This window comes from Nitrosomonas oligotropha, assembly GCF_009833085.1.
GTDB lineage: Bacteria > Pseudomonadota > Gammaproteobacteria > Burkholderiales > Nitrosomonadaceae > Nitrosomonas > Nitrosomonas oligotropha.
Genome location: NZ_QRBZ01000031.1, coordinates 87,882 through 102,402, shown reverse-complemented (window position 1 = coordinate 102,402; position 14,521 = coordinate 87,882). Strand labels below are relative to the sequence as shown.

At 47.9% G+C, this 14,521-nt stretch carries 15 protein-coding genes; 7 read left to right on the top strand and 8 right to left on the bottom strand.

Going from position 1 to position 14,521, the window contains the following annotated elements:
- Positions 1 to 323: 323 nt before the first annotated feature.
- Positions 324 to 1,434, bottom strand: a protein-coding gene (prfB, locus tag ABD07_RS10320; protein ID WP_160818192.1) for a peptide chain release factor 2 whose coding sequence is annotated in 2 segments (ribosomal slippage) — positions 324 to 1,352 and positions 1,354 to 1,434 — 1,110 coding nt in all. Because the reading frame shifts where the segments join, the coding sequence is not laid out codon by codon here.
- A 238-nt stretch (positions 1,435 to 1,672) separates the two neighbouring features.
- Between prfB and ispD the strand changes: the two genes are divergently transcribed.
- From ispD to ABD07_RS10290, 6 genes are all read left to right on the top strand, one after another.
- Positions 1,673 to 2,377: a 2-C-methyl-D-erythritol 4-phosphate cytidylyltransferase gene (gene ispD, locus ABD07_RS10315; RefSeq protein WP_108697466.1), complete on the top strand. Its 705-nt coding sequence runs from the start codon at positions 1,673 to 1,675 to the stop codon at positions 2,375 to 2,377.
- Positions 2,374 to 2,871, top strand: a complete 498-nt coding sequence (ispF, locus tag ABD07_RS10310) for a 2-C-methyl-D-erythritol 2,4-cyclodiphosphate synthase (protein ID WP_108697465.1) — start codon at positions 2,374 to 2,376, stop codon at positions 2,869 to 2,871. The genes ispD and ispF overlap by 4 nt, the downstream gene beginning before the upstream one ends.
- A complete protein-coding gene (gene thpR, locus ABD07_RS10305) occupies positions 2,864 to 3,412 on the top strand; it encodes an RNA 2',3'-cyclic phosphodiesterase (protein WP_160818191.1) in 549 nt (182 codons plus the stop codon). The genes ispF and thpR overlap by 8 nt, the downstream gene beginning before the upstream one ends.
- 88 nt (positions 3,413 to 3,500) lie before the next feature.
- Positions 3,501 to 4,172, top strand: coding sequence for a tRNA (adenosine(37)-N6)-threonylcarbamoyltransferase complex dimerization subunit type 1 TsaB (tsaB, locus tag ABD07_RS10300; protein WP_108697463.1), 672 nt, complete (start codon positions 3,501 to 3,503; stop codon positions 4,170 to 4,172).
- A gap of 2 nt (positions 4,173 to 4,174) precedes the next feature.
- The gene (rimI, locus tag ABD07_RS10295; protein ID WP_338040585.1) at positions 4,175 to 4,630 is read left to right on the top strand and encodes a ribosomal protein S18-alanine N-acetyltransferase; all 456 of its coding nucleotides are present in this window, start codon (positions 4,175 to 4,177) and stop codon (positions 4,628 to 4,630) included.
- Positions 4,627 to 5,337: a uracil-DNA glycosylase gene (locus tag ABD07_RS10290; protein ID WP_160818190.1), complete on the top strand. Its 711-nt coding sequence runs from the start codon at positions 4,627 to 4,629 to the stop codon at positions 5,335 to 5,337. Before rimI ends, ABD07_RS10290 begins: the two co-directional genes overlap by 4 nt.
- A 35-nt stretch (positions 5,338 to 5,372) precedes the next feature.
- On the opposite strand, the gene lplT is transcribed toward ABD07_RS10290, so the two are convergent.
- The gene (gene lplT / locus ABD07_RS10285) at positions 5,373 to 6,647 is read right to left on the bottom strand and encodes a lysophospholipid transporter LplT (RefSeq protein ID WP_160818189.1); all 1,275 of its coding nucleotides are present in this window, start codon (positions 6,645 to 6,647) and stop codon (positions 5,373 to 5,375) included.
- Between the two features lie 261 nt (positions 6,648 to 6,908).
- Here lplT and alr point away from each other — a divergent pair, with 261 nt between their 5' ends.
- The gene (alr, locus tag ABD07_RS10280) at positions 6,909 to 7,988 is read left to right on the top strand and encodes an alanine racemase (protein ID WP_160818188.1); all 1,080 of its coding nucleotides are present in this window, start codon (positions 6,909 to 6,911) and stop codon (positions 7,986 to 7,988) included.
- Positions 7,989 to 8,039: 51 nt separating this feature from the next.
- Here alr and ABD07_RS10275 read toward each other — a convergent pair whose 3' ends face one another.
- The 6 genes from ABD07_RS10275 to ABD07_RS10250 form a co-directional block, all read right to left on the bottom strand.
- Positions 8,040 to 8,834 (bottom strand): peptidylprolyl isomerase, encoded by a 795-nt coding sequence (locus tag ABD07_RS10275; protein ID WP_108697458.1) that lies wholly within the window; start codon positions 8,832 to 8,834, stop codon positions 8,040 to 8,042.
- Positions 8,835 to 8,990: 156 nt separating this feature from the next.
- On the bottom strand, positions 8,991 to 9,293 hold the full coding sequence (locus ABD07_RS10270; RefSeq protein ID WP_160818187.1) for a YciI family protein: 303 nt from the start codon (positions 9,291 to 9,293) through the stop codon (positions 8,991 to 8,993).
- Positions 9,293 to 9,907, bottom strand: a complete 615-nt coding sequence (locus tag ABD07_RS10265; protein ID WP_160818186.1) for a septation protein A — start codon at positions 9,905 to 9,907, stop codon at positions 9,293 to 9,295. Before ABD07_RS10265 ends, ABD07_RS10270 begins: the two co-directional genes overlap by 1 nt.
- A gap of 69 nt (positions 9,908 to 9,976) precedes the next feature.
- Complete coding sequence (locus ABD07_RS10260) at positions 9,977 to 11,128, bottom strand: NAD(P)/FAD-dependent oxidoreductase (RefSeq protein WP_160818185.1); 1,152 nt, start codon at positions 11,126 to 11,128, stop codon at positions 9,977 to 9,979.
- Positions 11,129 to 11,351: 223 nt separating this feature from the next.
- On the bottom strand, positions 11,352 to 12,245 hold the full coding sequence (locus tag ABD07_RS10255; RefSeq protein ID WP_240142511.1) for an MlaA family lipoprotein: 894 nt from the start codon (positions 12,243 to 12,245) through the stop codon (positions 11,352 to 11,354).
- A 132-nt stretch (positions 12,246 to 12,377) separates the two neighbouring features.
- Complete coding sequence (locus ABD07_RS10250; RefSeq protein WP_160818184.1) at positions 12,378 to 14,471, bottom strand: M3 family metallopeptidase; 2,094 nt, start codon at positions 14,469 to 14,471, stop codon at positions 12,378 to 12,380.
- Positions 14,472 to 14,521 lie beyond the last annotated feature (50 nt).

Sequence of the window (14,521 nt, the reverse complement as noted above, 5' to 3'; positions counted from 1 at the left end):
TCGCTTGACGTATTATGATGTTGATTAATAAAAACCAATATCTACTTATTTCTTGCGAGCACTTAATTTTTTTGATTCTTGATTCTTTCGAATCGAATCTACTCTCAATTTAAGTACTCACACCTATCGATTGTAATTTTTTAAAGAGCGTCGCTACTTGTTTTTAATGTTGCGCAGTAGCGAGAAGCGGAATTATACAGAGTCTAAAAGACCGGTCAAGCAATTTCTGCAGATAATTTTCACAAAATAGCCTCAAAGAACCCTTCTACCGACAAAATGCTTTTAATTACAGTCACTCACGCTACTCAATTTTTTTACTAAAATTAATACTTCACACCTTGTTTCAGGCTTGCTTCAATAAAGCTGTTCAAATCTCCATCTAAAACACTTTGCGTATTACCGATTTCAACATTTGTCCGTAAATCTTTTATGCGCGACTGATCTAATACATAAGACCGGATTTGATGACCCCAGCCTATATCCGTTTTCGTTTCTTCTATGGCTTGCTTTTCTTCGTTACGCTTACGCAACTCCGCTTCATACAAGCGCGATTTCAGCATAACCATCGCATCCGCCTTATTGCGGTGTTGCGAACGTCCACTTTGACATTGCACAACGATCCCCGTCGGGTTGTGAGTAATACGAATAGCGGAATCGGTTTTATTGATATGCTGACCTCCCGCACCCGATGCGCGGAATGTATCTATGCGCAGATCGGCCGGATTAATTTCAATTTCTATCGTATCGTCGACTTCCGGATATACAAATACACTTGCAAATGATGTATGACGGCGGTTACCGGAATCAAACGGCGATTTCCTCACCAATCGGTGTACGCCCGTTTCAGTGCGCAAATACCCATACACATATTCACCCGTCACTTTCAAGGTAGCACTCTTGATGCCGGCAATATCCCCCGGCGACTCTTCCAGAACTTCAACCGCCCACCCTTGCCTTTCACAATACCGCAGATACATGCGTTCAAGCATGGCAGCCCAATCTTGCGCTTCCGTTCCCCCCGAGCCCGACTGAATATCCACAAAACAATTCTTCGGATCCATCGGATCGGAAAACATACGGCGAAATTCCAGATTCGCAATGACCTGCTCTACCTTATTGACATCAACGGCAATACTCTCAAGCGCCGCCTCATCGTTTTCTTCCTTCGCAATTTGAAATAACTCTTCCGCATCCTGCAACTGCTGCTCCATCGATACCAATGTCACCACAGTATCTTCCAGCGACTTTTTCTCTTGCCCAATTTCTTGGGTGCGCTTACTGTCATTCCAGATTGCCGGATCCTCAAGCAGTCGTGTTAACTCGTTTAATCGGGTCTGTTTAGCATCGAAGTCAAAGAAACCTCCGTAATTCACCGGCACGATTACCCAGATCCTGGAGAAGATTAGAAACTGCATTGATTTGTTCTGCTTCCATATATTCCACCTTGAGTTTGAATTTGCTGATTATACCGTTTACTGGATTTTAGTTCCGTGCGCCTTCCGTCAACCCAGTCATTGCATTTATATCCCCAATACACGCACAAACCATTGGCTACAATTTCAAACAAGCGGCAAATAAAAAATTATAATGATCGGCTTATATATACTTAGCTGACCGCACATTTTTATCCGCCAGCCTATTTTTTAAACCAGATCTCATCACCGCTTAAATAATGTCCCAATTTTTTGCCTTAATTCCCGCAGCAGGCTCAGGCTCACGTATGGGAAACGAACTCCCCAAACAATACTTGCCGTTGTGCGGCAGGCCCATGATTTATCATGCAATCAAAACATTATGCAACAATCGATCGATTGCGGGAGTATTTATCGTATTGTCACCCGGCGACATTCATTGGTCTCAATACGATTGGTCCGAATTCTCTCAAAAATTAACAGTATTACAGTTCGGCGGCGCGACTCGGGCGGACAGCGTACTCAATGGCCTGATCGCCGCACAACAAAAGAACCTGATCAATCCACAAGACTGGGTATTGGTGCACGATGCTGCCAGACCCTGCCTGACATCGGATCAGCTGAATAAATTGATCGGTGAATTAGCCAGTGACAACGTAGGTGGATTGTTAGCCGTACCTGTTGCCGATACTTTGAAGCGCGGTGACGCAGACAACCACGTGCGACAAACTGAATCACGCGATAACTTGTGGCAGGCGCAAACACCGCAAATGTTCCGCTGCGAGCTGCTCACCCGGGCATTGCAAAATGCAGCAAACATGAATGTGACGGACGATGCCAGCGCCATTGAGGCACTGGGGCTCCATCCTAAACTGGTGCCTAGCGATGCGTACAATTTTAAAGTAACCTACCCGCAGGACTTGGCTTTGGCCGAATTGATCATACAAAAGAGGAATCATCCGTGAGCACAATAAGAATAGGACAAGGTTTTGACGTTCATCAACTGGTTGAAGGCCGTCAGCTGATCATAGGCGGTGTTACGATCCCGCATGAAAAAGGGCTGCTTGGCCACTCGGACGCGGATGTGTTATTGCACGCCATCTGTGATGCGCTGTTGGGTGCGGCGGCATTGGGAGACATCGGACAACACTTTTCCGATTCCGATCCGCGCTACAAAAATATCGATAGCCGCGTGCTGCTGCGCAATGTATATAGCTTGCTGGAAAATAATCATTACCAAATCGTCAATCTTGATGCCACCATCATTGCCCAAGCTCCAAAAATGGCGCCGCATATCCCGGCAATGATCGCCAATATTGCGCAAGATCTGCAAACATCGGCGCGCAATATCAATATCAAGGCCAAAACAGCCGAGCATCTGGGTGCAATCGGCCGCAAAGAAGGCATCGCAGCCGAAGTCGTATGCTTGATCGACCGCGTGGAAAGCAAGATTGACTAAACAAGATACAGATCCGGAAATAAAATCCCTTCGTGTATTCTTTGCTATTTCTCCCAGTAAATTTGTACAAAAACAGCTGGCGCATCAGGCTAAATTACTGGCGCCCATTTGCGGCGGGCGCCAAATCGTAATGCCGCATTTTCACCTCACGCTGGTATTTCTGGGTAATGTCAGCGCTCAGCGCATCGAAACGCTCCGGCACATCATGAGAAAAATAGCGGCGAAGAAATTTGCGCTTTGTCTGGATAAGATCAGCTACTGGAAACACAATCAAATCATTTACCTTCACGCGAAGCAATTCCCGGCTGAACTGTTCGATCTGGTCACTGCATTACAATCAACTCTGTCAGAAGACAGATTCGTATTTGACCGCCGGGTTTACAAACCGCACATTACGCTCTTCCGGAAAGCCGTGCGTGCGGTCAATATTGATCTGATCGATCCTATTCATTGGCCTGTCAGTCAATGGACTCTGTTGCAGTCGAAACTAACACAAACAGGCGTTGACTATGTTCCACTCGATCATTGGCGGTTAAAATAAGCAGCCGGTGGCAAACACTCCATAGCTTAAACTTATTTTTCAATCGTATTGACAGTAAAACTCCCACATACCTCGGCTCGCAATTAACTTGAAAATTCTCGCTCTCGAAACCTCTACTGAATTCTGCTCCGTCGCACTCAATCTGGATGGCACTATATCCGGTCAGGAAATCCTTGCCGGGCGGACTCATTCTGAAATTATTCTCCCGATGGTGCAAAAATTCCTGGCCGAAGCAGAATTAACATTGCAACAATTGGACGGCATCGCTTTCGGCGCAGGCCCAGGATCTTTTACCGGTCTACGCATTGCCTGCGGCGTCGCACAAGGTTTGGCTTACGCCACCGGCCTGCCGGTTGCGGCAATCAGCACACTGGAAGCCGTCTCGCAACAAACTGACGCAGAGAAAGTGATCGTGGCGCTTGATGCCCGTATGGGTGAGCTTTATCATGCCGCCTATCGGAAATCGGCACATGCTGACTGGGCAGTTATCAGCCCGCCCGCACTCTGCCTGCCGCAACAAGCGCCCGCAGTTTCCGGTAATGGGTGGCATGGATGCGGCAGCGGTTTTGATGTGTACCCGGATTTATCGCAGTTGTATTGCGAACATATACAACAGACCCATTATGGATTGCATCCGCGGGCGCACGAAGTGGCACAACTTGCGCTTCCTAAATTCCGCGATGGCGCATGCGTTGATCCGGCTCATGCAATGCCCGTATACATCCGCAACAAAGTCGCGCTAAAGGAAAACGAGCGATGAACATGGCAGCGCAACAACCTATTGAAATCAGACCGATGCAGCTCTCGGATCTGGATCGTATTATCCTGATCGAACGGGAGATCTTTTTGTTTCCATGGTCACTGGGAAATTTTGCCGATTCCATCAAAACCGGATATGTGTGCCGGGTTCTGCACCAAACCGATACGCTGATGGGTTACGGGATCATGATGATGAGTCCTGAAGAAGCCCATATCCTCACCCTTGGCATTGCCGCCAATTGGCAAAAACAGGGCTTGGGCAAAAAAATGCTGCAATTCTTCATTCAGCATGCCAAAGAACAAAACGCAAAATCGATTTTCCTGGACGTGCGCGAATCCAATCAAGGTGCCGCGCAGCTGTACAAACAAATGGGTTTTCAGCATATCGCCACACGCAAAGGCTATTACCCCGCCATGTGTGGACGCGAAGATGCGCTTGTCATGCGGCTGATGTTATGAATACCCGGCGCAGGCAAATACTGAAGGAATTGAATTTGCTGCCGGTGTGGCGCTTAAAATCAGACACCGCGGAGCCGCAGGTTGCTGAAAGCAGAAATTTTCCACTGCCGCCCGAGCTTGGGAAAAGCACAGCGCAGCCGCCCATCGCGCAGATGGATTGGGATCAATTGAAGGCGGCGGTAACGCATTGTGTTGCGTGCCCTTTAAGCCAGACACGCATCCAGACCGTATTTGGCGTCGGCGCTGAGAATGCCGATTGGTTGTTCGTTGGAGAAGGTCCCGGCGCGCGCGAAGATGAAATCGGCGAGCCGTTTGTCGGTCAAGCCGGCAAGCTGCTGGACCAAATGCTCGCCGCGATTCACTTAAAGCGCGGCGAACAAGTCTATATCGCCAATATCGTCAAGTGCCGCCCGCCCAATAACAGAAATCCGAGCGCGAATGAAGCACTGCAATGCGAGCCTTACTTAACCCGGCAGATTGCATTAATCAGACCCAAGCTCATCGTCGCCTTAGGCAAAGTTGCCGCGCAGAATCTTTTGAAGTGCGACGACAGCATTTCCAGTTTGCGCGGGAAAGTACACGATTATTCCGGCATACCGTTGATTGTTACCTACCATCCGGCTTATCTGCTGCGTTCTCTGCCTGAAAAAGCAAAAGCCTGGAAAGATTTGTGTTTCGCACAAACGACGATGCAATCACTGCGATAGCATTTGTTCTTCATGCGACAGAGTTGCATGCGAAATCAGTGTGTTTTCTTTGCCCCGATCAAATGAAGCGAATCTTCCTTACTTTGATTCAACAAATGCCATTTCCGGATCAATGCCATCATGACAGAAACAAACAGGCCGAAAGCGGCAATCACAATATAGATGTGCACTTCAAACCATATCAGCAGCGCATAGAGTAGCAGCATCGCCAGAATACTCAGGTTTTCATTGAAATTTTGCACCGCGATGGAATGCCCGGCACCCATCAAAATATGTCCGCGATGTTGCAGTAAAGCATTCATCGGCACGACGAAGAATCCTGCCAGGCCGCCAATCAGCATCAGCAATGTGATTGCGATCCACAGGTCTTTCACCAGAATCATTGCCATCACCACAATACCCATCGCAATGCCCAGTGGAATTACTTTGACAGACTGGCGCAGCGAAATCCACCGGGCTGCCATCACAGCACCCACGGCAATCCCCACTGCAACCACACCCTGTAATTGCGCAGCTTGATTGAGCGGATAATTCATCGCCACTTCCGCCCATTTCAACACAATAAACTGTAAGGTCGCGCCTGCTCCCCAAAACAGCGTGGTCACCGCAAGCGAGATTTGTCCCAGCTTATCGGTCCATAATAATTTCACACAGTGACTAAACTCGTGAATCAGAAAGAAAGGGTTCTTTTTGGGAATACGATGATCAACGCCGGTATTCGGGATGTACAAATTGAACAGTGCCGCGATGGCATAAATGACAGCAATGATCAGGATACCGCTTTCCAATGCGTTATCGATCCCCATGTCAATAACAGGAAAATCAAACTGCAGCAGCACGTCGGCAACGGAAGGAGTAATGAGCACGCCGCCCAATACCGTGCCCAGTACTATCGATGCCACCGTTAATCCTTCGATCCAACCATTGGCAATCACCAATTTCTCCGCAGGCAACAATTCGGTCAAGATGCCGTACTTGGCTGGCGAATAGGCGGCCGCACCGAGCCCCACAACCGCATACGCAGCCAATGCGAAATATTGATGCATCGCGGTGAAGAGTAATCCGCAACCGGTAATTTTAATGGTGTTGCTAATAAACATGACGCGCCCTTTCGGCATAGAATCCGCAAATGCGCCAACGAAAGGAGCCAAAATAACGTAGAACAACACGAAAACAAACTTCAGCATGGGTGTTAAATAGGCCGGTGCATGTAAATCAATCAACAATGCAATCGCCACAACCAGCAACGCGTTATCTGCCAATGAAGAGAAAAACTGCGCTGCCATAATCGTATAAAAACCGCGTTCCAAGCTATTTCCTTGTATATTTATTTTTTCTGAGTGGATTCAGGATATTGAATCATTCTTGCATGCGATACATCGCCTGTGTAACAAAATCACCAGCTGTTGATCCCTTTAAGCGCTTCCAGTCGCGTGCACAAGATTAGCACATCATGCCACTTCGCATGTTAAGGTATGGCGACATAAAAGTTAAATCGGCATCACAAAATTAGATTATTATAAAAAACTTGCGAATAATACTCGCTCTTGCTTATTCTGAACATTAAATTAATGCCACGCCCTACCCAAGCTTTTATCGACCTTGCCGCTTTAACTCATAATCTATCCGTAGTCCGCCAACATGCTCCACAATCGCGCATCATGGCCATCCTTAAAGCCAATGCTTACGGCCATGGATTACTCCATAGCGCCAGCGCCCTCAAAGACGCCGATGGATTCGGGCTACTGGAACTGGATGCGGCAATATGCCTGCGCGACGCCGGTTACCAGCATCCCATCCTGCTCCTGGAAGGTTTTTTTTCAACCGGAGAATTAGCAATCCTTGAGCAATACCGTTTGAGCGCGGTCGTTCATCATGCTGAGCAAATTGCCATGTTGTCAGCCTCCAAACATTACAACATTGATTTGTTTATCAAGATCAATACCGGGATGAATCGTCTGGGGCTGGCGCCACAGCAATTTTCACCAGCCATCGGCACACTGATCGAAAAGCAATACTACAAAAACATTACATTGATGACACACTTTGCTTCCGCTGATGAGCCCGACGAAGCAGAGAATGTCATTGGACAGTTACAGTACTTTGAAGCCATCACGAAAGAGCACCGCCGTTATCCCAGCTCACTCGCAAATTCAGCAGCGATTATTCGTTATCCTGTCACGCATACCGATTGGGTGCGCCCTGGCATTATGCTATACGGCGCTTCGCCTTTTACAGATAAAACTGCGGCGGAATTAGACCTGCGGCCCGTCATGACACTATCGAGCAGAATTATCGCCACACAGGATTTGGGAGTTGGTGACAGAGTCGGTTATCACGGCCTTTTTCAAACGGCCGAGCCAATGCGCATCGGCATTGTCGCATGCGGTTATGCGGATGGATATCCACGCCATGCGCCGACGAACACCCCGGTATTGGTCAATAATCAACGCAGCCGGTTGTTGGGCCGGGTGTCAATGGACATGCTCGCGGTAGACTTAACCGGTATTGAAAATGCCGGACTGAATAGTCCGGTTACATTGTGGGGAAAGGGATTGGGTGTTGATGAAGTGGCTCAGAGCGCTGGTACGACCAGCTATGAGTTACTTTGCGCGCTATCTCCCCGGGTGGAAAAAACTGCTTCGCTGTAAAAATACAGCATCGCTGTCCGATCTACCCGGGGCGCATCGCAATTACAAGCGTTACTCTACTTTTGCTTTGCTGCGCAATTCTTGTACCACTGTTCCAAATTCGCGCTGCAATACACGTTGCTGAATATTTTGTTTCACTTCTTCAAAAGGCGGTACTTCCATTGGGCGGATATCCATCAACTGAATCACGTGCCAGCCAAAAGAAGTTTGCACCGGTTGTTCCGTCAATGCCCCCTTGGATAATTTCACCAGCGCCTCGGAAAATGGTCTGACATAAGCGGCCGGTGGGCTCCAATTAAGCTCGCCGCCATTTTCTTTACTGCCGTCGTCAATCGATTTCTCTTCCGCTATTTTTGCAAAATTACCGCCTTTTTTGAGTTTTGCAATAATATCCTTGGCTTCATTTTCATTGGCGACAAGAATATGGCGTGCCTTGTATTCTTTGTCCCCCATTTGCACTTTCAGAACTTCGTATTCTTTGCGTAAAGTCTCTTCACTCACCACATTATTTCTGATGTAATCCGCCTGAAAAGCTCTCACCAGCACTGCCTGGCGGGCTATTTCAAGTTGTGCGATGACATCGGGATCTTTATCCAATTTCTTTTTCGCTGCTTCTTGCGCGAGAATCTCTTCAGCGATCAGATTTTCACGCAAAGCCTTTCTCATTTCCGGACCATCAGGCTGACCCTGCGCCGCACTGGCCTTCACCATTAATTCCAGACGTGACTGCGGAATCGCTACGCCATTTACCTTAGCCACGGTACCTGTTGATTGGGCTTGAGCTGATAGTGTAATCACTCCTAAAACACTAATCATCATTGCCTGTGAGAATTTCGTCAAACGCATTGAATTTCCTTTTTTGTGATTGAGATAAAATTTATATTCGCCAGAATATATCGCCGCAAGAAAGTATACGCCTTAACTGAATCGACGTGAATCTCTACAGACCATTATTTCTATTGAATAACTTGATACTGTTGAAGACATGATGCTGCCGTTGCTTTATGCCGGCAGCACTTTTTTAAAAGGTTTTACGGTCACTTTCTTATAGACGCCCGCGCTAACGTAGGGATCGGCGTTAGCCCATGCCTGCGCTGCTTCCAGGGACTCAAACTCGGCCACAATCAAACTGCCGGAAAACCCCGCAGGGCCAGGATCTTGACTGTCGATAGCCGGATAAGGCCCGGCTAAAATCAAGCGTCCTTCATCTTGTAATACTTGAATTCTTTTCAGATGCTCCGGACGGACTGTCATCCGTTTTCCTAAGCTGTCCGGCACATCTTCTCCATTAATGGCGTATAACATTATCGTTCCTTATTCGCTTTATTTTCTCTTTCATTCTTGAAATCATCCGGTTCATTGACAGGAGCATCCTCAGTCAATGCAGCCGGGGCATCTTGCAAATATTTTCCTAACATCATCACTTGTGCGATTACAAAAACAAGCATCATTCCCGTAGCACCAAACAACTTGAATGTAACCCAGGTATCCACCGGAAAATTAAACGCGACATACAGGTTGACACACCCCATCGTTAGAAAAAACCCCACCCAGCTTAAATTGAGCCTGCTCCAGACCAAAGGCGGCAAAACCATCTGTTTTTCGAGCATTGCCTGTATCAGGTTTTTTTTGAAAATTACATTGGATCCCAATAAAACGGTTGCAATCAACCAATACAACACGGTCGGTTTCCATTTGATGAATGTTTCATCCTGGGATATTAATGTCGCACCGCCAAAAATGACAATAACAGCCAAATTGATCCACATCATTTTATCGACGTGGCGATTGCGAAACCAAAGCCAGGCTATTTGTGCAATCGCTGCCACTATCGCAACCGCAGTGGCGATGAAGATATCGTACAGCTTGAACGCCAGGAAAAATAAAATTACCGGAAATAGATCAAAGAGAAATTTCATCGCTGCAAATATTGTGAATTTTTTTAATGGCTCGTCCGGGAGTAGATCACCAAAAGCAAGAAATGTTTCTTACTCCAATACCGGAGGTAAGTGGGGAGTAAGGCTATTTTTTTCTTGTGTCGCCGCACCCAACAGAGCATAACCAAGCAACCGGCCGGTTTCATCCTGGTAGAGCGCCTTTACGCCATTCTGATCAGCCTCCACATGCCATTCACCTTTTATAGTGAAATCAGGCGGCGAAACAACCGCAGGACATGCAGGTGTTTTTACGATAACCGGCATCGCCGGATAGCGGACTTCAGTCGGGTTGCTTGCAAGCGTTGCCGCCAGGGCGCGGGCTGCATGCGTGATCGGCATCACAAAAGGCAACACTTTTCCTGCCACTTCGGCGCAATCCCCCAAGGCGTAGATATCGTCAAACTGTGTTTGTAACAAGCGGTTAACGACAATTCCACGATTAACGGGAATACCGGCCGCTGCGGCCAGTTGTGTTCGCGCGCGTAACCCGACCGCGGACAGAACGATATCTGATTCAATTACGTTTCCATCGGCGAATGTCAGGCGTTGCCTTTCTTGCGCTTGATCAACAGACTGCGTGGATGCGTTCAAATGAAAAACCACACCCGCCGCTTCCAGCCTTTGCCGTATAAATGCCCCGCCCGCTGGCGGCAAAAGACGCCCCAGCGGCTGCGCGCTGATATCTATCACATCGACTTGGTAACCGGCGGTCGCCAGGTCGTTGGCAAACTCGCAACCGATCAAACCCGCGCCAATGATGCTGATACGTTTTTTTCCGGTCAGTGCAACACGAAATTTTTTATAATCGTCGAGATCGTTAATCGTCAATATATCCGCCACACCATCGCCTGAAAGGGGCAAATGCACTTGATCGGCACCCAACGCCAAAACCAATTGGCTGTAAGGAATTTTCTCACCATCGGCCAATGTCACCGCACGCGCGGCTTGATCAATCGCGCTGACACGGCAGTGAGGTCGAATGGAAATTTTCAATTGTGCCGCCATTTGAACGGCGTCACCGTTGACAATCGACTCGGGGGTTTTCCCGGATGACAATGCATTTGACAGCATGGGCTTGGAGTAAAAACCGCCATGATCGGCAGATAGCATGACAACATCAAGTTCCGTATTCAGTTTACGCAATTCACGCGCCACCGCATAACCGGCTAATCCGCTTCCAATAATAACTACGGGATTTTTCATTAACTCAGATCTCCACCATCTCTAAATCCACCTCATTGATACTCGATCTATGGCCACCATCGTAGCGGCATAGCAGCATCGGCTTCTTTTCTTGGATTGACAAAAAACAAAGCACACTGATTAGCGGAGTTCTTCCTAATCAATGTGCCTTGTTTGTATCTACTCTATCGGTACGCGTCCGGATGCGGCACGCATCCGAAGATCAAAACGATTCCCGCGCTATTTATTTTTCTTCAGCCTTGTTGTTCACCAGACTTGTACGTCTTTGCAAATAAGCATCGCGTACGAATTCATACTTGTCCAATGCAGCTTCTTCCAGTGTCTTATCTTGTTCCAGGAATTGCGCCCTTGCATTAACCGTTCTCGCTGCAGCCACAGGGAAACGTAGCGCTGTTGTATTAAGATAAGGAACATTGGTCATAAAGACACCCGTCACCCCTTGTGTCACAGGATCCATAAAGAAGCTGTCGACAGCGATACCGAACGTATCACGAACAGAACTTGGTCCCAGCAAAGGCAATACGATGTAAGGTCCGCTGCTGACACCATAGCGTCCCAATGTCTGACCGAAATCTTCGTTGCGCTTGTTGAGATTAATATCGCTCACAGCACTGATATCACTGGCGATATCGATCATACCGAATATCCCGAAAGTGGTATTGACCAATAAACGTGCACTGCTGGCAAGCGCGCTTTCGTAATTTAATTGCAGCATTGAGTTAGTGATGACCACCACTTCATTCAAATTGGAGAAAAAGTTTCCGACAACCATTTCAATCGGATCAGGTGTAACCCGTTTATAGCCTCTGGCCACAGGGTCAAAAACATTGTCGTACACCATTTCATTGAAATTAAAAACAGCGCGATTCATCGATTCCAGCGGATCGTTCGCATTGTTCTGGTTGTTCGCACTCGCACTCGCACTCGCCGTTGTCTTCGTTGAGGCACAACCCGTTAAAAATAAACTAGAAACCAGTACAGCGACAGCTACGGTACGGATAATATTAATCATGTTCTTATTTCTTCTAATAAAAATTTGGTCGATCTTGCCACATTTATACGATAGGTTCAATACACCCCCGCACAAAGTGCTATTTTTGTTCAGACGGCCATCCATCGATACTCAGCGGAATAATTAAGAAGCTTCCAATGCATCAGGCACCCAGCGGTCAATATACGACAGATTATGCCTGCACTTTATAAATTATCGGCTCAACAATAGAATGGACAAAGTGATGCAATTCTCCGGTTAAGCCGTTTCCATCCCACTATGGCGCAATAATGCATCCAATTCCGGCTCGCGGCCGCGAAACGCAATAAACGATTCGAGCGCCGAGCGGCTTCCTCCCACAGCCAGAATTTCTTCCAGAAAATGCGAACCCGTCGCGGCATTCACCACGCCATCGGAAGCGGTTTCTTCAAACATGCTATAGGCATCCGCCGAAAGCACTTCCGCCCACTTATAGCTGTAGTAGCCCGCAGCATAACCTCCGGCAAAAATATGCGCAAAGCTGTTGGGGAAACGGTTAAAGCCTGGTGGAATAATCACTGCGACCTGATTGCGGATATCATCCAATAACTGCAATACCGTCCGATCGCTGTCCGGTCTGAAGTCGAAGTGCACATGCATATCGAACAGCGCAAACTCAATCTGCCGCAGCATCTGCAAGCCACTTTGGAAATTCTTGGCCTTGATCATCTTATCGAACAGCGCTTTGGGTAATGATTCTCCTGTTTCAATGTGCTGCGTCATTCCGGTCAATACATCCCATTCCCAGCAGAAATTTTCCATGAACTGGCTTGGCAACTCCACCGCGTCCCATTCAACGCCGTTAATTCCGGATACACCCAAGTCTTCCACTTTGGTCATTAAATGATGCAAACCATGACCAAACTCATGAAACAACACGATCACTTCATTATGCGTAAATAAAGCCGGGCGCGGTTGATCATCCATCGTAACCGGTGCCGAAAAATTACACGTCAGGTAGGCAACCGGTAATTGTATGGTGGATTTCCGCGTGTGCTGATGATCGATCCGGCGGCGTGTAATCGCGTCGTCCATCCAGGCGCCGCCGCGTTTGGTAGGCCGGGCGTAGAGATCCAAATAAAATTGACCGATCAGCTCACCGTTGGCGTCATGAATATCAAAAAACTTCACATCGGGATGCCAGCGCTGAATATTGCGTGCAGGCGCGGCAAGCGTGATGCGGATGCCGTACAGTTTTTCCACCACTTTAAACATACCGGCCAACACTTTATCTTCAGGAAAGTATTGTTTAACCTCCTGATCGGAAAAAGCGTAGCGCTCTTGCCGCAATTTCTCGCTGACATACGCCAAATCCCACGCTTCAAGTTTAGTCAGATTCAATTTTTCCGCGGCAAACTGTTGCAATGCCTGTAGATCGGCCACAGCGTACGGTTTTGCCTTGGCAGCCAGTTTTTTCAGAAAATCCAAAACTTGCTGCGGAGAGGTTGCCATTTTTGTCGCCAGCGAAACCTCGGCATAATTATCATAGCCCAGCATGTGCGCCGCTTCGCGGCGTAGTTCCAGTATTTTATTGATCAGCGGCATATTATCTTTGCTCGAATCGCCCTGGCTATCAAACTCGCTGGCGCGCGTCGCATAGGCGCGGTACATTTGTTCGCGCAATTCGCGGTTATCGGCATATTGCAGCACGGGAAGATACGACGGCATATGCAGAGTGAATTTCCAGCCTGTTTTGCCATCCGCTGTGGCTGACTGCTGCGCCGGTTGCAGTACATCGTCCGGAATACCCGCTACCTTCTCCGCATCTTCAATCAATAATGAATAGGCATTGGTGGCGTCCAGCAAATTATCGCTGAACGTGGATGTCAACTTTGATAGTTCTTCCTGGATTCGCAGGAAACGTTGTTTCTTTTCAGCCGGTAACTCGGCGCCGCCCAAACGGAAATCGCGCAATTCATTATCGATGATTCGCTTCCGCGCCGGGGTCAGTTGATCGAATTCCGCACTCGCACGTAACTGTTTAAATTTCTCAAACAACCGCACATCCTGCGACAATTCGGCATAAAACTGCGTGATCAAAGGCAGATTGGCATTATAGGTCTCACGCAGCTCCGGCGTATTCATCACTGCGTTCAGATGTGATACTTGTCCCCAAGCGCGGGATAACCGTTCATTGGCATCCGTCATCGGCTGCACAAAAGTCTGCCAGGAAGGCGTGCTGTCATCCGCCCGCACTTTGTCAATCACCGCGCGATTTTCCTTTAACAGCGTTTCAATCGCCGGTGTGATATGTTCGTTATTGATTTCCGCAAAACGCGGCAGTCCGGAAAAATCAAGTAATGGGTTTGACATGTTGCTCCAAATGATCGGTTAAAAACGAATTCTGTAACAATTGCGCTGTT